The organism is Streptomyces sp. NPDC087420 (assembly GCF_044744165.1).
Lineage (GTDB): Bacteria > Actinomycetota > Actinomycetes > Streptomycetales > Streptomycetaceae > Streptomyces.
The window spans coordinates 304,700-325,097 of sequence record NZ_JBIUXU010000009.1 but is presented as its reverse complement, the minus strand read 5'-3'; the positions used below and the strand labels follow the sequence as shown (position 1 = coordinate 325,097).

The 20,398-nt window shown below is 70.9% G+C and carries 15 protein-coding genes, 1 tRNA gene, 1 pseudogene and 1 riboswitch; of the genes and pseudogenes, 5 read left to right on the top strand and 12 right to left on the bottom strand.

The genetic code is table 11. The features are described 5' to 3' along the window. Positions 1-63: 63 nt before the first annotated feature. From ACIO1C_RS20970 to ACIO1C_RS20960, 3 genes and pseudogenes are all read left to right on the top strand, one after another. Positions 64-1,050 (top strand): annotated as a pseudogene (locus ACIO1C_RS20970) (SGNH/GDSL hydrolase family protein); the annotation flags it as partial. 478 nt (positions 1,051-1,528) lie between these two features. Continuing rightward, positions 1,529-2,749 (top strand): acetyl-CoA C-acetyltransferase, encoded by a 1,221-nt coding sequence (locus ACIO1C_RS20965; RefSeq protein ID WP_401865672.1) that lies wholly within the window; start codon positions 1,529-1,531, stop codon positions 2,747-2,749. A 330-nt stretch (positions 2,750-3,079) separates the two neighbouring features. Then, positions 3,080-4,015 carry a hypothetical protein gene (locus tag ACIO1C_RS20960; RefSeq protein WP_401865670.1) on the top strand — a complete coding sequence of 312 codons (936 nt, stop codon included), beginning with the start codon at positions 3,080-3,082 and terminating at the stop codon, positions 4,013-4,015. On the opposite strand, the gene ACIO1C_RS20955 is transcribed toward ACIO1C_RS20960, so the two are convergent. The 3 genes from ACIO1C_RS20955 to ACIO1C_RS20945 all read right to left on the bottom strand — a co-directional run bounded on the left by ACIO1C_RS20955 (position 3,999) and on the right by ACIO1C_RS20945 (position 5,643). Further along, positions 3,999-4,370, bottom strand: coding sequence for a hypothetical protein (locus ACIO1C_RS20955; protein WP_401865668.1), 372 nt, complete (start codon positions 4,368-4,370; stop codon positions 3,999-4,001). The two genes, ACIO1C_RS20960 and ACIO1C_RS20955, sit on opposite strands and share 17 nt — an antisense overlap. A 102-nt stretch (positions 4,371-4,472) precedes the next feature. Then, positions 4,473-5,333 (bottom strand): Bax inhibitor-1/YccA family protein, encoded by an 861-nt coding sequence (locus ACIO1C_RS20950; RefSeq protein WP_401865666.1) that lies wholly within the window; start codon positions 5,331-5,333, stop codon positions 4,473-4,475. Positions 5,334-5,559: 226 nt separating this feature from the next. Next, positions 5,560-5,643: transfer RNA gene (locus tag ACIO1C_RS20945), tRNA-Leu, on the bottom strand. A gap of 385 nt (positions 5,644-6,028) precedes the next feature. On the opposite strand from ACIO1C_RS20945, the gene ACIO1C_RS20940 reads away from it, so the two are divergent. Further along, positions 6,029-6,799: an ABC transporter ATP-binding protein gene (locus ACIO1C_RS20940; protein WP_401865664.1), complete on the top strand. Its 771-nt coding sequence runs from the start codon at positions 6,029-6,031 to the stop codon at positions 6,797-6,799. Between the two features lie 140 nt (positions 6,800-6,939). Beyond that, positions 6,940-9,507 carry an ABC transporter permease gene (locus ACIO1C_RS20935; RefSeq protein WP_401865662.1) on the top strand — a complete coding sequence of 856 codons (2,568 nt, stop codon included), beginning with the start codon at positions 6,940-6,942 and terminating at the stop codon, positions 9,505-9,507. Between the two features lie 82 nt (positions 9,508-9,589). On the opposite strand, the gene ACIO1C_RS20930 is transcribed toward ACIO1C_RS20935, so the two are convergent. The 9 genes from ACIO1C_RS20930 to ACIO1C_RS20890 all read right to left on the bottom strand — a co-directional run bounded on the left by ACIO1C_RS20930 (position 9,590) and on the right by ACIO1C_RS20890 (position 20,380). Further along, positions 9,590-10,909, bottom strand: a complete 1,320-nt coding sequence (locus ACIO1C_RS20930; protein ID WP_401865660.1) for a class I SAM-dependent methyltransferase — start codon at positions 10,907-10,909, stop codon at positions 9,590-9,592. A 275-nt stretch (positions 10,910-11,184) separates the two neighbouring features. Next, complete coding sequence (locus tag ACIO1C_RS20925; RefSeq protein WP_401865658.1) at positions 11,185-12,570, bottom strand: NAD(P)/FAD-dependent oxidoreductase; 1,386 nt, start codon at positions 12,568-12,570, stop codon at positions 11,185-11,187. A gap of 319 nt (positions 12,571-12,889) precedes the next feature. Further along, positions 12,890-13,864, bottom strand: coding sequence for an exopolyphosphatase (locus tag ACIO1C_RS20920; RefSeq protein ID WP_401865656.1), 975 nt, complete (start codon positions 13,862-13,864; stop codon positions 12,890-12,892). Then, entirely contained in the window at positions 13,861-14,421 is a 561-nt protein-coding gene (locus tag ACIO1C_RS20915) for a DUF501 domain-containing protein (RefSeq protein WP_401865654.1), read from the bottom strand. The genes ACIO1C_RS20920 and ACIO1C_RS20915 overlap by 4 nt, the downstream gene beginning before the upstream one ends. Positions 14,422-14,512: 91 nt before the next feature. Continuing rightward, positions 14,513-14,986: a septum formation initiator family protein gene (locus ACIO1C_RS20910; protein WP_161311163.1), complete on the bottom strand. Its 474-nt coding sequence runs from the start codon at positions 14,984-14,986 to the stop codon at positions 14,513-14,515. A 126-nt stretch (positions 14,987-15,112) separates the two neighbouring features. After that, positions 15,113-16,399, bottom strand: coding sequence for a phosphopyruvate hydratase (eno, locus tag ACIO1C_RS20905; RefSeq protein WP_401865828.1), 1,287 nt, complete (start codon positions 16,397-16,399; stop codon positions 15,113-15,115). A gap of 384 nt (positions 16,400-16,783) precedes the next feature. Next, the gene (locus ACIO1C_RS20900; RefSeq protein WP_401865652.1) at positions 16,784-17,464 is read right to left on the bottom strand and encodes a transglycosylase family protein; all 681 of its coding nucleotides are present in this window, start codon (positions 17,462-17,464) and stop codon (positions 16,784-16,786) included. 4 nt (positions 17,465-17,468) lie between these two features. After that, positions 17,469-17,662, bottom strand: a riboswitch (cyclic di-AMP (ydaO/yuaA leader). A gap of 299 nt (positions 17,663-17,961) precedes the next feature. Then, entirely contained in the window at positions 17,962-18,957 is a 996-nt protein-coding gene (locus tag ACIO1C_RS20895) for a transglycosylase family protein (RefSeq protein WP_401865650.1), read from the bottom strand. A gap of 181 nt (positions 18,958-19,138) precedes the next feature. Then, positions 19,139-20,380, bottom strand: a complete 1,242-nt coding sequence (locus ACIO1C_RS20890) for a cytochrome P450 (RefSeq protein ID WP_401865648.1) — start codon at positions 20,378-20,380, stop codon at positions 19,139-19,141. Positions 20,381-20,398: the final 18 nt, after the last annotated feature.

Below are 20,398 nucleotides of genomic sequence, written 5' to 3'. Positions count from 1 at the left end.
TAGGGCGCGCGGCGTACGGCGTGCGGCTAGGAGGAGGTGGCTCGGACTGTGTCGAGGGCGAGGGTGGCACGGCGGATCGCGGCGGGCGCGGCCTACGGGGGCGGGAGCATCGGCCTGATCGGCGCGGCCGGCGTGGGGATCCTGCTGGCGGAGGCGCAGCTGGCGAAGCGGTCGGTGGGCGGCGGGATCGCACCCGTACCGCCCAGTGGCAACGGGTGGTACGGACTGGCCTTCGGGCACACCGATCCGCTGCGGATGGGCATGCTGGGCGATTCGACGGCGGCGGGGCAGGGCGTGCGCCGGGCGGGGCAGACGCCGGGGGCGCTGCTGGCCTCGGGGCTGGCGGCCGTCGCGGAGCGGCCGGTGGACCTGCGGAACGTGGCGCTGCCGGGGGCGCGGTCCGACGACCTGGACCGGCAGGTGACGCTGCTGCTGTCCGGCGCCGAGCCGCCGGAGGTCTGCGTGATCATGATCGGCGCCAACGACGTCACGCACCGGATGTCGGCGACCCGCTCGGTGCGGTACCTGTCGGCGGCGGTACGGCGGCTGCGGACTGCGGGCGCCGAAGTGGTGGTCGGAACCTGTCCCGACCTCGGCACGATCGAGCCGGTGTACCAGCCGCTGCGCTATCTGGCGCGCCGGGTGAGCCGGCAACTGGCGGCGGCGCAGACGATCGTGGCGGTCCAGCAGGGGGCCCGTACGGTCTCGCTGGGCGACCTGCTGGGTCCTGAGTTCGCGGAGAATCCGCGGGAGCTGTTCGGGCCTGACAACTACCACCCGTCGGCCGAGGGGTACGCGACCGCGTCGATGGCCGTCCTGCCCACACTGTGCGCGGTGCTGGGCCTGTGGCCGGAGACCGATCACCTCGACGTGTCGCGCGACGAGGACATGCTCCCGGTGGCCAAGGCCGCCTCGGCCGCCGCGTCCCGGGCGGGCACGGAGGTCACCGGCGCCCGCGGGCCGTGGGCCCTCCTGAAACACCGGCGGCGCAGGCACCCGGTCACGCCGGTCGACGTGGCGCCCCAGGAGGAGGGCTCCCTGGACGCGGCATCCCAGGAGGCGGGCCCTCAGGACCCGGCTTCCCAGGAGACCGCCCCGCACAACACCACCCCGCGCGGCGCGAGCGTCGCGGACCCGGACGCCGGGACGCCCGCCGAGGCGCGCCGGGCCCGCAGGGCGCGCCAGGGGACGACCCCCCAGCAGACCTGACGGCCGCGCGCCACCGGTATGGAGGGAGTGGCGCATACCGATCATGGGCGGTCACCGCTCCGGGGCGGCGGCGCGCGATTCGCGCCAGAGTCGGGCCGCGATCCGGTGCGCAAAAGAAACCGACCGCGCGCCCTGGTACGCCGGGCGTACGCGTGCGCTACGTGTACGCCTCCGCACCCTGCGCCCGCACCACCCCGCTGAGCAAGCGCTTAGAAAAGAGGTCCGCATCACACGACGGGTTCGGTGACCCGAGCGCTACGTACGGGTAACTTCCCAGACAGTCCCGCTTTCCGCCGTCCAGCACCCTGGGAGCCGTCCGATGCCCGAAGCCGTGATCGTCTCTGCCGCCCGTTCCCCCATCGGCCGGGCCTTCAAGGGCTCGCTCAAGGAGCTGCGCCCCGACGACCTGACCGCCACGATCATCCGGACCGCGCTCGACAGGATCCCGGAGCTCGACCCCCGCGACATCGACGACCTGATGCTCGGCTGCGGGCTGCCCGGCGGCGAGCAGGGGCACAACCTCGGGCGCATCGTCGCCGTGCAGATGGGGATGGACCACCTCCCCGGCTGCACGGTCACCCGCTACTGTTCCTCGTCGCTCCAGACCTCCCGCATGGCGATGCACGCCATCCGGGCGGGCGAGGGCGACGTCTTCATCTCCGCGGGTGTCGAGATGGTGTCGCGCCAGGTCAACGGCTCCTCGGACGGCATGCCCGGCACGCACAACCCGCTCTTCGCGGACGCCGAGGCGCGTACGGCGGAGGTCGCGCAGAGCGAGGGCGCGGACTGGCACGACCCGCGCGAGGACGGCCTGGTCCCGGACGCGTACATCGCGATGGGGCAGACCGCGGAGAACCTGGCCCGCCTCAAGGGCGTCACCCGCCGGGACATGGACGAGTTCGGCGTACGGTCCCAGAACCTCGCCGAGGAAGCCCTCAAGAACGGCTTCTGGGAGCGGGAGATCACCCCCGTCACCACCCCCGACGGCACGGTGGTGACCAAGGACGACGGCCCGCGCGCGGGGGTCACCCTGGAGGGCACGCAGTCCCTCAAGCCCGTCTTCCGCCCCGACGGCCTGGTCACGGCCGGCAACTGCTGCCCGCTGAACGACGGCGCCGCCGCGCTGGTGATCATGTCCGACACCAAGGCCCGTGACCTGGGCCTGACCCCGCTGGCCCGGATCGTCTCCACCGGTGTCACCGGCCTGTCGCCGGAGATCATGGGCCTCGGCCCGGTCGAGGCGTCCCGGCAGGCGCTCTCCCGCGCCGGGCTGGCCATCGGCGACATCGACCTGGTCGAGATCAACGAGGCGTTCGCCGCGCAGGTCATCCCGTCCTACCGTGACCTGGGCGTTCCGCTGGAAAAGCTCAACGTCAACGGGGGCGCGATCGCCGTCGGACACCCCTTCGGCATGACCGGCGCCCGCATCACCGGCACGCTGATCAACAGCCTCCAGTTCCACGACAAGCAGTTCGGCCTGGAGACGATGTGCGTGGGCGGCGGCCAGGGCATGGCCATGGTGATCGAGCGGCTGAGCTGAGCCCGTCCGGGCCGGTCAGGACCGCCCCGGGCCGCTGGTCCGTACGGCGGCGGGCCGCTGACCTGGCACGGAGAGGCCCGGGGGGCCACCCGCGGCCTCTCCGTCCCCATCCCGCCGGTCCTCGCCGATCCCCAGTCGTGACTGAATCTCCCCCAGGATGTGACCTCTTCCACGGGGAGATTCGTTTGAGCTGGTCAGGTCCGGATGGAGACTAAACCTAAGGCCCAAAGACCTGTCCCATTCATGACGTAATGCACTGACGGCGGGCCCCGCACCCACGACAAGCTGATGTAGGAAGTCGGGGGTATCTATTGAGACCGGGAGTTGTCAGTGAGCGCCACATCTCTTGCCCTGCTGCTGACCACGGCCGCCGCGACGGCCGTGGGAGTCGCCGCACTGCACGCCGCCCACGGGCTGCGTCGCGAGGTGGCCGCCCTGCGCGGTGAGCTGGCCGCGAACCCCGCCGGGCCCGCCGTGTCCGTACCGCAGGCCAGAAGCGCCACACCCACCGAGGAGATACGTTCCGCCGTCGCCGAGGCCCTGGCCGAGGAGCGCGAGCGCGAGCTGGCCGAGGCGCGTGCCTTCTGGGCCGCGCAGGAGGCCCGCGACGCGGCCGACACCCCGTCCCTGCTGGGCGGTCTCGCCGGGCTCGGCACCGAGGAGGGCGGCCCCTTCTACGTGCCCCGCCAGGCCGACTTCGCCGGACTGGAGTCCCTGGACGCGCTGGACTCCCTGGAGGCGCTGGACCTCGACGCCCTCGACGGCGGCGGGTTCACCGACGGGGACGACACCTTCGCCGACCTGCCCGACCTGAGCGAGGTCAGTGAGGTGAGCGAGTTCGCCGGCGAGTACGCCGAGGACTCCCCCGAGCTGGCCGCCGCCCGTCGCCGGCACCCCTCGCACCCGGACTTCGTACCGGTGCAGACACCCGTGGTGACCGACCACGAGCGGACCGTGGCCCGGCTCGAAGAGCTCGCCGAGACCCGTACGGCACTGGCGGACGTGCGGCCCGGACCGCTGGGCACGCTCGACGTCTACGTCTTCACCGACGGCACCACGCTCTGCATGACGCCCGGCCACCGCGAGACGGCGGAGCGGCTGGCCGAGTCCCTGCGGCAGGGCGGCGCGCCGTTCCTGCTGGGCGGCTCGGGAGTCTCCGGGGCGTACACGCTGACCTTCTCGACCGACGGTCCCGCCGCGGACACCGGCAGGGACGCCGGGGAGCACATCTACATCCTCGCGGACCGCGTCATAGCCTCGCTCTAGTCACGGCCCGCTCGACCGACCTCACGGCCTCGTCCAGCTCCACCAAGGACGGGGCCGTTCGCAATGCCTCCGCCAGGTCGGCTGCCGCGACGGTGAGCTGGTCCGCGACCACGAAGACCCCCGCGTCCGGCATGAGCCGGGGCTCGGCCGCCGGGCCCGCGCCGCTCCCGTCGCCGCCCCTCCCGTCACCCCTCCCGTCGCCGGCCGCTTCGAGCCGCTGGGCCCGTACGGACAGCTCCCTGGCCAGCGCCAGCGCCTCCGCCGCCGCGCCCCTCTGGAGCCTGCTGCGAGGGGCGGAACGAAGGCGGTCGGCGAATCGGTCCACGGCGGCCGTCAGGGGCGTTGTATCGAGCACGCCGCGACCCTACGCGCCCGGGCACGCGAAGGGGTCCGTGGCACCCGCCACGGACCCCTTCGCGTCTGTCTGTTGTTCTGTGCCAGTCGTTCTGGCGCCGCGTCAGTCGTTGCCCTGAAGGATCGACAGGACCCGCAGCATCTCCGTGTAGATCCACACGAGCGTCACGGTGAGGCCGAAGGCCGCCAGCCAGGACTCCTCGCGCGGAGCGCCGTACGCGACGCCGTCCTCGACCTGCTTGAAGTCCAGCGCCAGGAAGCACGCGCCGAGGATGATGCCGACCACGCCGAAGAGAATGCCGAGGCCGCCGCTGCGGAAGCCGAGGCCGTCACCGCCGCCGAACAGGGCGAACAGCGCGTTGACCGCCATCAGGATCAGGAAGCCCATGGCCGCGGCCATCACGAAGCCGTAGAAGCGGCGGGTGACCCGGATCCAGCGCATCTTGTACGCGATCAGCACCCCGGCGAAGACCGCCATCGTGCCGAGCACGGCCTGGATCACGACACCCGGCGAGATGTACGTGCTCACCGCGTTGCTGATGACCCCGAGGAAGACACCCTCGAAGGCGGCGTACGCGAAGATCAGCGCCGGGACCGGCGTGCGCTTGAACGACTGGATCATCGCGAAGACGAAGGCGATGAGCGCGGCGCCGATGGCGATGCCGTACGACTTGCCGAGGTTCGCGTCGTCCACCGGCAGCAGGACCCAGGACAGGACCGCCGTGAGCACGACCGTGCCCAGTGTCATGGCCGTACGGGTCACGACGTCGTCGATCGTCATGACGTCGGAGCGGGCCGGCGCCTGCGGGCCACCGAGCTGAGTGCCCTGCTGAGGCGCGTAAGGGTTGGTCGCGTAGGGGTTGGTTCCTACGGCGGGGCCCCCGGCCGGTGCCGCGGTGAAGCCCGCTTGGCCGTTGTCGCGGCTGAAGCCCCGTCGCGAGAAGACCGGGTTGCTGCTCCTCATCTCACTCCTCCATGGCCACCCAGCGCGGCCTTGGCACAAGAGTAATGGGCGAGCAAAAGGAACACCCTACTGCTCCGGGAGGATCTTTCCGGGATCGTGACCCAAAACGGGTGCCGTCCATCACACCGGTGGAGCGGGCGGCGGCCGGGTCGACCCGATCGGCCCGGGAGCAGGAGACGCCTGACCGGAATGAGGGCTTCCGGTGGGGAATGAAAAGTCGGATATGTGCCCGGAACCGGACTTGAACCGGTACGCCCCGAGAGGGGCAGCGAGGTTTAAGCTCGCCGTGTCTGCATTCCACCACCCGGGCGTGGCGCGGCTCCGCGTTGGCACACGAGCATATCGGGGCGCGCGCCCCGAAATTCAGCCCCGTGGCCCGATGTTGTCTTATTTTACTGACACCTGAGGGTGCGTCAGCACATGGAATGAGCCATCGACACATGGTGGGCGCGGGTGGTCATTACCTACTGCGGCGTACGGAAATGACGAAAAGTCGCCGCCCGGTCACTCAAGTCGTACCTGTCCGGGGCACGTCGTACCTCTCTCAGGGGTGGTGTCATCCCCGAGGAGGAGCCGGGCGGGCTCCGGTCAGTCCCAAGAGGGCCCCGGGAACGGGCATCGGGGCTGACGCCCCGCCGCCGGACGGCCGAGACGATGAAGGGGTCCACTCAGCGCGTCGACAGGAGTCCCCCGCCGTGACCACCACCCCGCTCGCTCACCGCGCCACCGCCGTGGCCGCCCGCGCCTCCGAACTGTCGAAGGTCTACGGACAGGGCGAGACCCAGGTGGTCGCCCTCGACCAGGTCACCGTGGACTTCGGCCAGGGCGAGTTCACCGCCATCATGGGCCCGTCCGGTTCTGGCAAGTCGACGCTGATGCACTGCGTCGCCGGCCTCGACAGCTTCAGCGCCGGGTCCGTACGGATCGGGGACACCGAGCTGGGCTCGCTCAAGGACAAGCAGCTCACCCAGCTCCGCCGGGACAAGATCGGCTTCATCTTCCAGGCCTTCAACCTGCTGCCCACCCTGTCGGCCCTGGAGAACATCACGCTTCCCATGGACATCGCGGGCCGCAAGCCCGACCAGGCGTGGCTCGACCAGGTCATCACGATGATCGGCCTGGCCGACCGCCTCGGCCACCGGCCCACCCAGCTCTCCGGCGGCCAGCAGCAGCGGGTCGCCGTCGCCCGCGCCCTGGCCTCGCAGCCGGAGATCATCTTCGGCGACGAGCCGACCGGGAACCTGGACTCGCGCGCGGGCGCCGAGGTGCTGGGCTTCCTCCGCAACTCCGTGCGGGAGCTGGGCCAGACGGTGGTCATGGTGACCCACGACCCGGTGGCCGCCTCCTACGCCGACCGGGTGATCTTCCTCGCCGACGGCCGGATCGTCGACGAGATGCTCCACCCCACCGCCGACGGCGTGCTCGACCGGATGAAGGCGTTCGACGCCAAGGGCCGTACGAGCTGACGGGTCGTACGACCACCGGCGCCCGCACGACAGCACGACTGCCACCGCTCGACCGCACGACAGCACGGCCGTACGGCCGTACGGCCGCACCCGCCCGGCCCGCCCCGTCCCACCCGGCCCATCCCACCAGGACTCCCACCATGTTCCGTACCGCCCTGCGCAGCGTGCTCGCGCACAAGGCCAGACTGCTGATGACCGTGCTCGCCGTGATGCTCGGCGTTGCCTTCGTCTCCGGCACCCTGGTCTTCACCGACACCCTCGGCAACGCCTTCAGGAAACAGTCGGCCAAGAGCTTCAAGGACGTCTCGGTCGCCGTCAGTTCGTACGACGGCCGTGACGACGGCGGCCGTGACGACGGCGGGCCGGGCGGCGGCGAAGCCTCCGGCCGGAACCCCGGCATCAGCGCCGCGACCCTCAAGAAGATCGGCGCGCTGGACGGCGTCTCCTCCGTCGTCGGCCGGGTCGACGGCTTCGCCGGGGTCGCCGACCAGGACGGCAAGCTGATCGGCGACGGCTGGTCCAACAGCGGCTCCAACTTCGTCCCCGTCAAGGACGGCAAGGACCCCGCGTACACCTTCACCGAGGGCTCGGGACCGGAGAAGGACAACCAGGTCGCCCTCGACCGCACCACCGCCGACAAGGGCGGGTACCAGGTCGGTGACACGGTGCGGGTCGGCACCAACGGCCCGGTGCGCGAATTCACCCTCAGCGGCGTCTTCACCACCGAGGACGGCGCGGTCAACGCGGGCGGCAGCCTCGTCCTCTTCGACACCGCCGTGGCGCAGAAGCTCTTCCTGGAGCCCGGCTTCTTCCAGAACGTCAACGTCAGCGCCGACCCGGGCGCCTCCGACGCGGCCGTGCTGGCCGGGGTCAAGAGCCTCCTGCCGGACAACGCCGAGGCCCAGACGGGCCAGCAGCTCGCCGAGGACCAGGCTGCCGACATCGAGAACGGACTCTCCGGCCTCAACCAGATCCTGCTGGCCTTCGCCGCCATCGCGCTGTTCGTCGGCGTCTTCCTCATCTCCAACACCTTCACCATGCTCGTCGCCCAGCGCACCAGGGAGCTGGCCCTGCTGCGCGCCGTCGGCGCCTCGCGCCGCCAGGTCAAGCGCTCCGTGCTGACCGAGGCCGGTGTCGTCGGCCTGATCGCCTCGGCGGTCGGCTTTGTCCTCGGACTGGGGCTGGCGACCGGACTGCGGTCCGCCATGGGCTCGTTCGGCGCGCAGCTCCCCGCGGGACCGCTCGTCGTCTCACCGACGGCGGTCGCCGCCGCCTTCGGTGTCGGTGTCCTGATCACCCTGCTCGCCGCCTGGCTGCCCGCCCGCCGCGCGGCGAAGATCCCGCCGGTCGCCGCGATGAGCAGCGTGCACGGCCTGTCCACCACCAAGTCGCTGGTGGTACGGAACTCGATCGGCGCCGGCCTGGCCCTCATCGGATCCGCCGGGATCATCGGGGGCGCCGCCGCCGGCTCCAACGGCCGGACGCTCATCGGGGCCGGCGCGTTCCTCACGATGATCGGTGTCATCGTGCTCATCCCGCTGCTCTCGCGCCCGGTCATCGCCCTCGTACGGCCCCTGCTCCGGCGGGTGTTCGGGGTCTCCGGCAAGCTGGCGGCGCAGAACGCGGTGCGCAACCCGCGCCGTACCGGAGCCACCGCCTCCGCGCTGGCCATCGGCCTCACGCTGGTCACCGGGCTCACGGTCATCGGTGTCACGGTCGGCCAGGCCGTGGACAAGATGACCACGGACAACATCCGCGCCGACTACATGGTGCAGATGGCGAACGGCGGCGGCCTGGACCCGTCGGCGGTCACCGCGCTGGAGAAGGCGCCCGGCGTGAATGCGCTCTCCCCGCAGCAGTCCACCGGCCTCCAGGTGAAGGGGAAGTTCCACTCCGCCTCGGCCGTCACCCCCGGGGACATCCAGAAGCTCTTCACGGTCCCCACCGTCTCGGGGTCGCTGGACTCCCTGACCCGGGGCGAGATCGCGGTCGCCGACAAGACGGCGAAGTCCAACGGCTGGCGGACCGGTGACACCCTGTCGGTGACGTACGACGACGGGAAGCGGGGCAGCCTGCGGGTCGGCGCCACGTACAAGGCGAACGAGCTCCTCTCCCCGCTGCTCGTCTCCACGGACGTCGTCAAGGCGCACGAGGCCCGGCCGTTCATCGGCGAGGTGTGGGTCAAGACGGACGGCGGCGCGAGCGCGGCTCACGAACAGGCGCTCGTGGACGCGCTGGGCGACAACCCCGGCATCAGCGTCATGGACCGGCAGGACATCAGGAACACCTTCGGCGGCTTCATCAACACCGCGCTGAACATCATGTACGGCCTGCTGGCGATGGCCCTGATCATCGCGGTCCTCGGCGTCATCAACACCCTGGCGATGTCGGTCTTCGAGCGGCAGCAGGAGATCGGCATGCTGCGGGCCATCGGTCTCGACCGGTCGAAGGTCAAGCGGATGATCCGGCTGGAGGCCGTGGTCATCTCGCTCTTCGGCGCGGTGGTCGGGGTGGCGCTCGGCGGGTTCCTGGCCTGGGCGATCGGTCAGACGATCAAGAGCTCGATCCCCGGGTACGTGCTGGTCGTCCCGTGGGAGCGGATCGGGATCTTCCTGCTGCTGGCCGGGGTGGTCGGCGTACTGGCCGCCCTGTGGCCGGCGCGCAGTGCCGCGCGGCTGAACATGCTGACGGCCATCAAGACCGAATAGCGGACCGCCCGAAGAGAGACTCCTGAAGAGAGACGAGCGCCGGACGGGCCTGGAGCCCGTCCGGCGCTCTGTCTCAGCGCTGTCAGCGCCAGTCGCGGGCGCGCAACGGCATCCCGGACGCGCCGTTCTCCGGAGGCCGTACGGCCAGGATCTGGTTGACCCCGATCCGGTTGGTCTCGAAGGAGAGGGCGGACGCGGCCATGTAGAGCCGCCACACGCGGGCGCGGCCCGGGGAGGTGGCACGGACCGCGCGGTCCCAGTGCTTCTCCAGGTTGGCCACCCAGCGGCGCAGGGTCAGCGCGTAGTGCTCTCTTATCGACTCGACGTCACGGGCCTCGAAGCCCGCCTCCTCCAGGGTGGCGACGGTCCGGCCGAGCGGGGCCAGTTCGCCGTCGGGGAAGACGTACGCGTCGATGAAATCGTCTATGCGGTACTCGTCCTCGTTCTTCTCGGGCCGGCGGGCGATCTGGTGGTTGAGCAGCCGGCCGCCGGGCCTGAGGAGGGCGTAAAGATCATCCGCGTACTCCCGGTACTGGACCGAACCCACGTGTTCGGCCATGCCGATGGACGAAATGGCGTCGTACGGACCGTCCTTGACGTCCCGGTAGTCCTGGACGCGGATCTCGACCAGGTCCCCCAGACCCTCCTCCGCGACCCGCTCGCGCGCGTACGCCGCCTGCTCCCGGGAGAGCGTGATGCCGGTGACCCGGACGCCGTACTCCCGGGCCGCGTGCAGGGCCATCGAGCCCCACCCGCACCCCACGTCGAGCAGCCGGTCCCCCTTCTTGAGCGCGAGCTTGCGGCAGATGAGGTCGAGCTTGTCGCGCTGTGCGTCCTCCAGGCTGGTCCCGGCGTCGGGCGCGCCGCCGGTGCCCGGGCCCGCGTCCCAGTAGGCGCAGGAGTAGACCATGGACGGGCCGAGGACCATCGCGTAGAAGTCGTTGCCCACGTCGTAGTGGTGGCTGATGGCCTCCTTGTCACGGCGCTTGGTGTGCATGGCGCCGTGCCGTCGCCTGATCTCCTCGGGGGGCGGGGCGGGCGGCGGCCACGGCCCCGCGATCGCGACCAGCCCGCGGGCCGCGGCCCGCATCCGGGGGTCCAGTACGGGATGGACCGCGTCCTTCACGTCGGCGCCGCGCTCCCAGATGATCCCGGCGAGCTGCTCCAGCAGCGCGTACAGGTCGCCGTCGACGTCGATCTCACCGGCCACCCAGGCGCGGGCCAGGCCCATTTCGCCGGGCTTCCACAGGAGTCGGCGCAGGGCCCGGCGGTTGCGGATGATGAGGACGGGGGCGTTCGGGGGACCCGACTCGCTGCCGTCCCAGGCACGGATACGGACCGGGAGCGGCGCCCCCAGCAACTCTTCGGCAAGAGTGGTCAGCCGCGGCGCGGCGTTGGCCATGGCGTACACCTCCGTGGTGGTGGATACCGGACATACTCAACACCACGTAAACACCAGAGGTGGTCACTTTCAGTCCCGACAGCACGCAATGAGAAAGCAAAATACCTGCATTCACCATGCACTTTTGTGCCGGTCGCACCCGGCCGGTGCGGGCGACTTGTCGTCAGGGGCGGGGCACGCGGGGGCCGGGGCGGGCCCGGACGCGGGGAAGGGCCGCCCGCACCACGGATGGCGGGCGGCCCTTCACCGGGTCGCAGTCGTACCGGCGCCGCCGGTCAGGAGGCCTTGGCCTTCTCCTGCGCGGGCTGCGAGGCAGCGGCCGCCGGGGCCGGCTTCGCGGCCTCGTAGAACTCCTCGCGCGGCGTCTCCATGGCACCCAGCGAGACGACCTCGCGCTTGAGGAACATCGCGAGCGTCCAGTCTGCGAAGACCCGGATCTTGCGGTTCCAGGTCGGCATCGCCATGCCGTGGTAACCACGGTGCATGTACCAGGCCAGCCGGCCCTTGAACTTGATCTTCACCTTGCCGGCGACGATCATCGCGACGCCCTTGTGCAGGCCCAGACCGGCGACCGCGCCCTTGTTGGCGTGGCTGTAGTCCTTCTGCGGGAAGCCCCGCATGCCGGACATCACGTTGTCGCCGAGGACCTTCGCCTGCCGGAGCGCGTGCTGCGCGTTCGGCGGGCACCAAGCGTTCTCCACGCCGGCCTTGCGGGCGGCGATGTCCGGGACCTGGGCGTTGTCGCCGGCGGCCCAGATGTAGTCGGTGCCCTGCACCTGGAGCTTCTCGCTGGTGTCCACGTGGCCGCGGGGGCCGAGCGGGAGACCGTAGCGGGCGAGCGCCGGGTTCGGCTTGACGCCGGCCGTCCAGACGATCGTGTTGGAGTCGACCTCCAGGCCGTTGTTGAGCACCACGTGACCATCGACGCAGGAGTCCATGCCGGTCTTGAGGTAGATCTCGACGCCGCGGCCCTCGAGGTGCTCCTTGCCCCACGCGCCCAGCTTCGGGCCGACCTCGGGGAGGATCTTGTCGGCGACGTCGACGAGGACGAACCGCATGTCCTCACGCGTGACGTTCGAGTAGTACTTGGCCGCGTCGCGGGCCAGGTCCTCGACCTCACCGATGGTCTCCGCGCCGGCGAAGCCGCCGCCCACGAAGACGAAGGTCAGCGCCTTGCGGCGGACCTCCTCGTCGGTGGTCGAGTCGGCCTTGTCCAGCTGCTCCAGCACATGGTTGCGCAGGCCGATGGCCTCCTCGATGCCCTTCATGCCGATGCCCTGCTCGGCGAGGCCGGGGATCGGGAAGGTACGGGAGACCGCGCCGAGCGCGACGACCAGGTAGTCGAAGGGCAGCTCGTAGGCCTCGCCGACGAGCGGCGCGACCGTGGCGACCTTGCGGTCCTGGTCGATGGTCGTGACCCGGCCGGTGAGCACCTCCGCCTTGGGCAGCACGCGTCGCAACGGGACGACGACATGCCGGGGCGAGATGCTGCCGGCGGCAGCTTCGGGGAGGAAGGGCTGGTACGTCATGTACGAGCGAGGGTCGACAACCGTGACGGTCGCCTCCCCGTAGCGCATCTTCTTCAGAATGCGACGAGCTGCGTACAGGCCTACGTACCCACCGCCTACAACGAGGATCCTGGGACGCTCCGTGGTGCTCATGCCATCGAGTATCCACCCCTCTCGGAGGGGGTGCTCGTGAGCCCCTTCACAAGGTGTTGGGTACCCCGTGCTACACTCCGCGGCCCCCTTGCCGGGGGGCCCTTTTCCGGCACCGTACCGGAGGGGTGGGTGAGCCCTTGTTCACCCCTCGTGAGCTGCTCCTCTCCCTCTTACACGGAGTGGACCACCCCTCGGGTTCATACGCGCGTAACGCCCCCGGAACTGCGTCGCATTGAGGCCCGGGGACCCTGTTCGACCACCGGACGGCCCTACGGAAGACGAAGAGCGTCCAAGCGAGCCGTTTTCCTTGTGAAGAACTTCACGAAGTTTCTCGCGGAGGTCTCCGCGCGGCTCCCCGGACGTCCGCCGCGACGCCGTGGGCGATGCCGTCGAGGATGTCGTGCTCGCTGACGACAACCTCCGTCGCACCGGTCCTCTCCATGACCGCGAGCAGGATCAGGGAGCCCGCGCCGATCACGTCGACCCGGCCCTCGTGCATCACGGGAATCGCCGCCCGCTCGTCGTGCGTCGCCCGGAGAAGACGCTCGGTGATCTCCTCGACCCGCGCGAAGGAGATACGGGAGCGGTGGATCGCGGCGGGGTCGTACGCGGGCAGGTCGAGCGCGATCCCGGCGACCGTGGTCACCGAACCGGCGAGCCCCACCAGCGTGCGCGGCTCCTCCAGCGGGACGCTCTCCCCGGCCAGGTCCAAAGCCGCCTCGATGTCGGCCCGCATCGCGGCCACCTCGGCGGCCGTGGGCGGGTCGCTGAGGACACCGTCGTGCAGGAGGTGCCGCTCGGTCAGCCGTACGCACCCGATGTCCACGGACCGTCCCGCCCTGACCCGGTCGTCGCCGACGACGAACTCCGTCGAGCCGCCGCCGATGTCCACGACCAGGCAGCTGTCCCGGACGGCCAGCTCGCTCGTGGCGCCGGTGAAGGAGAGGGCCGCCTCCTCGTCGCCCGTGACGACCTCGGGCTCGACACCCAGGATGTCCAGGACCCCGCGGACGAAGTCGTCGCGGTTCTCGGCGTCGCGGGAGGCGGAGGTCGCCACGAAGCGGACCCTCTCCACCGCGTGCTTCGCGATGACGGCCGCGTACTCACGGCAGGCGGCGAAGGTGCGCTCCAGCGCCTCGGGGGCGAGGCGGCCCGTCCTGTCCACGCCCTGGCCCAGCCGGACGATCGTCATCCGCCGGTCCAGGTCGGTGAGTTCGCCCGTACCGGAGTCGATGTCCGCGACAAGCAGGCGGATCGAGTTCGTACCGCAGTCGATGGCCGCGACCCTCGTCATGCCGGACTCCCGTCCGTGGCTCGGTCTTCTTCCGGGGTGGCCCCGCACGGCGTCACGCACGGGCCCTTGCGCCACCACTCCGGCAGCATCGCCAGCGCCTCGTCCCCCAGCGGGTTCACGCCGGGGCCCGCCGCCAGCGAGTGGCCGACCAGGACGTGCAGGCACTTCACCCGGTCCGGCATGCCACCGGCGCTGGGGAAGCCCTCCAGGACCTCGATGGCGTCCCGGCGTGCCAGGTAGTCCTCATGGGCCTCGCGGTACGCGGCGGCCAGACCGGGATCGGTCGCGAGGCGCTCGGACATCTCCTTCATGACGCCGTTCGCCTCCAGCGTGCCGATGGCCGAGGCCGCGCGCGGGCAGGTCAGGTAGTACGTCGTCGGGAAGGGCGTGCCGTCGGGGAGCCGCGGGGCGGTCTCGACCACGTCCGGCTGTCCGCAGGGACAGCGGTGCGCGATGGCCCGCAGCCCGCGGGGCGGGCGGCCCAGCTGTTCCTTGAAAGCCGCGACGTCCGCCTCGGTGGGCTCGGTGCGTTCGGTCTGCGGAGGGGGCGTGTCCATGCCTGCCTAGGTTCTGCTCAGCTGCGTGATGCGTGAGATCGGTCTGTGTGGGTGTCTGCGTGGGTGTCTCTGTGCATACGTACGTCGAGTGTTACGTGTCCGGGCGGTCCGCGTTGTCCACGCTGTCCAGCACGTTCGAGTACCAGGGGCGGTCGGCCGCGCCCTGGTCCTCGCGTTCCTGCCGCGCCGCGTCCGGGTCGATCATCGTGTAGCCGGTGTCCCCCGGCATCACGTAGTGGAGATGCTCGCGGGCCAGCCGCTCGATGTAGGCGTCGTCCTGGAGACGCGCCTTCTCGTCGCGCAGCTCCTCCACCCGCTGCCGCGCCTCGCGCGAGAGCTTCTCCTGGTCGGCGATCTCGTTCTGCTGCGACACGTACTGCCGCATCGGATACGCGAGCGCCACGACCAGGGTGCAGACCACCAGGGCGAGGAAGGCCGCGCGTCCGGTGAGCCGGGAGCGGCGGGCCTGGCGGCGGTTCTGCGAACGGTAGACACGGGCCGCGGTCTGCTCACCGAGCACCCGCAGCCTGGTCGCGGTGGAGAACCGGTCCCGGTTCCCGGCCATGGTCCGCCTCCCCTGTCACGTACGTACGTCCCCGGACACGGTACGGGACCGGGGACGGGGACGTACGTACGACGGGCTGGTCAGCGCCTGCCGACCGGCCTGGTCAGCACCCGCCGAGCGGTGCGGTCAGCCCTTGAAGCGGGGGAACGCGCTGCGGCCGGCGTACACCGCGGCGTCGTCGAGGATCTCCTCGATGCGCAGCAGCTGGTTGTACTTGGCCACGCGCTCCGAGCGGGCGGGCGCGCCGGTCTTGATCTGGCCGCAGTTGGTGGCGACGGCGAGGTCGGCGATGGTGACGTCCTCGGTCTCGCCGGAACGGTGGGACATCATGCACTTGAAGCCGCTGCGCTGGGCCAGCTCGACGGCGTCCAGCGTCTCGGTGAGCGAGCCGATCTGGTTGACCTTGACGAGCAGGGCGTTCGCGGAGCCCTCCTCGATGCCGCGGGCGAGGCGCTCGGGGTTGGTGACGAAGAGGTCGTCGCCGACGATCTGGACCTTGGAGCCCAGCTTGTCGGTGAGGACCTTCCAGCCGGCCCAGTCGTCCTCGTACAGCGGGTCCTCGATGGAGACCAGCGGGTAGGAGGCGACGAGCTCCTCGTAGTACTCGGTCAGCTCGGCGGCGGAGCGGGACTTGCCCTCGAACTCGTACGTGCCGTCCTTGTAGAACTCGGACGCGGCGACGTCGAGCGCGAGCGCGATGTCGCGGCCCGGCGCGTAACCGGCTTCCTTGATGGCTTCGAGGATGAGGTCGAGCGCGGCGCGGTTGGAGTCCAGGTTCGGCGCGAAGCCGCCCTCGTCACCGAGGCCGGTCGACAGGCCCTTGTCCTTCAGGACGCGCTTGAGCGTGTGGTAGACCTCGGCGCCCCAGCGCAGGGCCTCGGAGAAGGACTCCGCGCCGATCGGGGCGATCATGAACTCCTGGATGTCCACGTTCGAGTCGGCGTGCGAGCCGCCGTTCAGGATGTTCATCATCGGAACGGGCAGCAGGTGCGCGTTCGGGCCGCCGAGGTAGCGGAAGAGCGGCAGGTCGGAGGCCTCGGAGGCGGCGTGCGCGACGGCGAGGGAGACGCCGAGGATGGCGTTGGCGCCGAGCGACGACTTGTCCGGGGTGGCGTCCAGGTCGAACATCGCCTGGTCGATGAGGCGCTGCTCGGTGGCGTCGTACCCGACCAGCTCCGGGCCGATCTGCTCGATGACGGCGAGGACGGCCTTCTCGACACCCTTGCCCTGGTAACGGTTGGGGTCACCGTCGCGGAGTTCAAGGGCCTCGAACGCACCGGTGGAGGCACCGGAGGGGACAGCAGCACGGCCGGTGCTGCCGTCGTCGAGGCCGACCTCGACCTCGACCGTGGGGTTGCCTCGGGAGTCGAGGATTTCCCGGGCTACGACGACGTCGATGGACGGCACGAGCATCTCCTTCATGGGATGTGACGCTTTGGGTGCGGGGCCGCTCGGCCGCGCGACACGAGCCTAACCGGCCCCGGGCCGTCGGCAGGCCGGTGCCCGCCCGCTGGGACGAAATGAAGACGTCATCCTGATGACATGGGGGCGAACGGGCGTGGGGCGGGCCGTTCCGGCCGGTCGTGCGGCCGGGCACGTGGCTGGGTCGTGCGGCTGGGCGCGTGGCTGGGTCGTGCGGCCGGGCGCGTGCCTCGGTCGTGCGGCCGGAACGGGGAAACCCCGGCCCGCGCGCGTACGGGGGAAGAACGCGCGGAGCCGGGGTGGACCGGGGTGGGGCCGCGGAGGGGGACGGACGGCCCCGGGGGGTGAGCGGGTCAGCTCACCGTGCGACCGGGCTCAGCTCAGGTGGAGCTGCTGGCCCGGGAAGATCACGTCCGCGTCCGTGACGATGTCCTTGTTCAGGTCGAACAGCTTCTTCCAGCCACCCTTGACGTGGTGACCGGCGGCGATCTTCGACAGGGTGTCGCCGGACTTGACCTTGTACTCGCCGTCACCCTTCTTGATCGTGGTGGGACGGCTCGTACCGCGCGAGGCCGGCTGCTCGGCGCTGCGCGTCGACGGCGCGGACTGCTGCGGCGCGGACTGCTGCGGCTGCGCGGCGGGCTGCTCGGCCGGCTGCGACGGGGCGGCCGGGGCGGAGTCGTTCGAGGCGCCGGAGAGGCCCACACCACAGCTCGGCCACGCGCCCTTGCCCTGGCCCGCGAGGACCTTCTCGGCGACGGCTATCTGCTGGGACTTGGAGGCCTGGTCGGCGCGGGCGGCGTAGGCGGTGCCGCCGTACGCGGCCCAGGTGGACGGGGTGAACTGGAGCCCGCCGTAGAAGCCGTTGCCGGTGTTGATGGACCAGTTGCCGCCGGACTCGCACGCGGCGACCTGGTCCCACTCGGCGGTGGTGGCGGCGGAGGCGGACGTGGCGCCGAGCAGCGGGACCGCGACGGCGGCACCGGTCACCCCGGCGAGCGTGGCGTAACGGACGGCCTTGGACGGACGGCGGTGCTTGGCCTTGGAACGCAGCATGAAGCTATCTCCTCACCGACGCCTGCGAGGTCAGCTGTCGGGTTCGGGCCAAGTGAGTTGCCCGGCCGCGTGCCAACGGGGCCTTCCGGCCTCGCTGTACGCGGCTTCACCCCGAGCCGGTCGTCGGCCGTCTCTCGACGGCCGGGGCCGGCACCTAACCTTTGGGTCCCCCGCTCCTGCCTTCGGCGCTTGACGCGACGATTACTCCCCCCGACCGACGGCAGGATTCGGCGTGACGGTCGACGAGGCCCGCGGTGCGAGCGGTTCAGACCGTAGACACAGGTCCACCCGATGTTCAAAGAGCCCGATCCGGGAAAAATCGCCCGAACTCCCCTGTGTTCCGTCTGTGTTTTCGCAGGTGAGGGCCGAAAACGTGCCACCTGGGGGCCAAAGGTCCTCTGTTGAGACAAAGAGACCCTTGTCTCACTTGCGCAGAAGTGGACATAGGGTCTCCAACCGCCCCCGGAGGCGGACCGGGGGCGGACCGTCAACTGCTCCTACTTCACGCCGAGATCAACGGTCTGGCCAGGCAGGATGAGATCGGGGTCGGAGCCGAGCACGTCCTTGTTCGCCTCATAGAGGGCGGACCAGCCGCCCTCGACCCCGTTCTCGTCCGCGATACGCCACAGGCAGTCACCGGCGCGTACGACGTACTCGCCGTCGGGGGTGCCGGCGACGCCGGTCGTCACACCCTCCGCGTCACGTGTCACCCCGTCACCTCGGGAGGCGTGACGGCCGCTTTCGCGCTCTTCGCCCGAGTTGTCCGGCGTGGCGCCGGTCGCGCCGGGGGAGGCCGCCGGGGCCTCGGGGGCCGCGCCGCCGCGGTGCTTGCCCTTGACGGTGTCCGTGGTGGCTCCGGAGGAGGGGGTGGCGGAGCGGGAAGGGCTGGGCGTGCCCGCGTCCGTGGCGCCGGTGTCCGTACCGTCGCCGCTGCCGCCCCGCTCGTCGCCCGCGCTCTTCGCACGTGCGGAGGGGGTGCTGTCGGGAGTGGTCGGGGTGGTGTCGGAGCCTTCCGCCCGATCCGTGTCCGCCGCGCTGCCGGGCTCCGTGGACGCCTCCGGGGTCGCGGACTCCTCGGTTGCCCCGGGAGCCGCTCCGGGGTCCACCTGGGGCTCCTCGGTGTTCTTCAGGAGTCCCGCGACGGGCGCGCAGCTGGCCCAGGCCGACGGGCCCTGGGCGTCGAGGATCTTCTCGGCGACCGCTATCTGCTGCGAGCGGCTGGCGAGGTCGGGGCGGGTCGCGTAGTCGCCGCCGCCGAAGTCGTCCCAGGTCTCCTGGGCGATCTGGAGTCCGCCGTAGTAACGGTTGCCGAGGTCCGCGCTCCACGCGCCCCCGCTCTCGCAGTCGGCGACGCGGTCCCAGGTGGAGGCGTCCGCCGCGCTCGCGGAGGTGGCGCCGAGCAGAGGAATGGCGATCGCGGAGCCGGTCACCCCCGCCGCGACGATGAGGGCGGGCGCCTGGCGGGGGCGACGGTGTCGGCCGTTCGCGGACATGCGGTTGCCTTCCGTGTGCCGTACGACGCAGGGAGCGTCACACGTGAAATCGACTACAGCGTGTGGCTGCTGAGCTGTCGGTGAACGTAGCCGGACTCGAACGCTTGTCACAAGTCGATGCAGGGGAGATCACGTGAAAGTCACATTCCTGACGGACCGTCAGTTATTTCAGGGCTGCTGGTCAGCTGGGCAAAGGCGTGAACTGCACCGGAAGTGTGCGCAATCCACGCATGATGAGCCCTCCCCGCCACCGCAAATCGGCTGGATCTCCCGCAAGTCGCACATCGGGCAGGCGCGTCAGCAGCGTGCCGAGCGCGGCCTGTCCTTCCAGCCGGGCGAGCGGCGCGCCGACGCAGTAGTGGATGCCGTGTCCGTAACCGAGATGCTGATTGTCACGCCGTGCGAGATCCAGCCGGTCCGGATCCTCGAACCGCGCGGGGTCCCGGTCGGCCGCCGCGAGGACCACCAGGACGGGATCGCCGGTCGCGACCGCCTGCCCGCCGAGCGTCAGCGGCTCGGTGGCATACCGCCACGTCGCCAGTTCCACCGGCCCGTCGTAGCGCAGCAGTTCCTCGACGCCGGTCGCCAGCAGGCCGCTCTCCCCCGCGTCGAGCGAGGCCTGGAGCAGCGCGCGCTGCCCCGGGTGGCGCAGCAGCGCGTACATGCCGTTCCCGATGAGGTTGACGGTCGTCTCGAACCCGGCGAAGAGAAGGATGAAGGCCATCGCGGCGGCCTCGTTCTCGGTGAGGTGCTCGCCGTGGTCGCTCGACCGGATCAGGTCGGAGATCAGGTCGTCGCCCGGGTTCTCCCTCTTACGGTGGATGAGTTCGGCGAGATAGCTCCGCATCTTCTTGACCGACCGCGCGACGCCGCCGCGCGGGCCGCCGCCGTGGCGGATCATCATCCCGGCCCAGTCGCGGAAGTCGTCCTGGTCCTCGCGCGGCACCCCGAGCAGGTCGCAGATCGCGTAGATGGGGAGAGGGAAGGCGAAGTCGTGGATGAGGTCCGCCTCGCCCTTCGCCGCGAAGCCGTCGATGAGACGGTCCGTCAGCTCCTGCACGCGTGGCGCGAATTGAGCCACGCGCCGGGGGGTGAAGGCCTTGGACACGAGCCGCCGCAGCCGGGTGTGGTCCGGCGGGTCGATGTTCAGCAGATGGGTCATCAGCTCGGCGTTGCGCTCCCCCGGGATCCCCGTCCTCCCCTTGGCGTGCGCCGACCCGGCGTGGTGGACGGGGTTCTTGGAGAGCCGGGGGTCGGCGAGCGCCCGCTTGGCGTCGGCGTACCGCGTGACGAGCCAGGCCTCCACGCCGCTGGGCAGCTCGGTCCGGTACACGGGCGCGTGCTCGCGCAGCCAGGCGTAGGCGGGATAGGGGTCGGTGGCGAACTCCCAGGTGAAGAGCTCGGGCACATCGGGGGTGGACATGCCCCGACAGTAATCGTG

Excerpts from the sequence above, each read along its gene's own strand:
- ACIO1C_RS20965 (WP_401865672.1), top strand. The coding sequence starts at position 1,529 with ATGCCCGAAGCCGTGATCGTCTCTGCCGCCCGTTCCCCCATCGGCCGG.
- ACIO1C_RS20950 (WP_401865666.1), bottom strand. The coding sequence starts at position 5,333 with ATGAGGAGCAGCAACCCGGTCTTCTCGCGACGGGGCTTCAGCCGCGAC.
- ACIO1C_RS20935 (WP_401865662.1), top strand. The coding sequence starts at position 6,940 with ATGTTCCGTACCGCCCTGCGCAGCGTGCTCGCGCACAAGGCCAGACTG.
- ACIO1C_RS20930 (WP_401865660.1), bottom strand. The coding sequence starts at position 10,909 with ATGGCCAACGCCGCGCCGCGGCTGACCACTCTTGCCGAAGAGTTGCTG.
- ACIO1C_RS20925 (WP_401865658.1), bottom strand. The coding sequence starts at position 12,570 with ATGAGCACCACGGAGCGTCCCAGGATCCTCGTTGTAGGCGGTGGGTAC.
- ACIO1C_RS20920 (WP_401865656.1), bottom strand. The coding sequence starts at position 13,864 with ATGACGAGGGTCGCGGCCATCGACTGCGGTACGAACTCGATCCGCCTG.
- ACIO1C_RS20915 (WP_401865654.1), bottom strand. The coding sequence starts at position 14,421 with ATGGACACGCCCCCTCCGCAGACCGAACGCACCGAGCCCACCGAGGCG.
- ACIO1C_RS20910 (WP_161311163.1), bottom strand. The coding sequence starts at position 14,986 with ATGGCCGGGAACCGGGACCGGTTCTCCACCGCGACCAGGCTGCGGGTG.
- eno (WP_401865828.1), bottom strand. The coding sequence starts at position 16,399 with ATGCTCGTGCCGTCCATCGACGTCGTCGTAGCCCGGGAAATCCTCGAC.
- ACIO1C_RS20900 (WP_401865652.1), bottom strand. The coding sequence starts at position 17,464 with ATGCTGCGTTCCAAGGCCAAGCACCGCCGTCCGTCCAAGGCCGTCCGT.
- ACIO1C_RS20895 (WP_401865650.1), bottom strand. The coding sequence starts at position 18,957 with ATGTCCGCGAACGGCCGACACCGTCGCCCCCGCCAGGCGCCCGCCCTC.
- ACIO1C_RS20890 (WP_401865648.1), bottom strand. The coding sequence starts at position 20,380 with ATGTCCACCCCCGATGTGCCCGAGCTCTTCACCTGGGAGTTCGCCACC.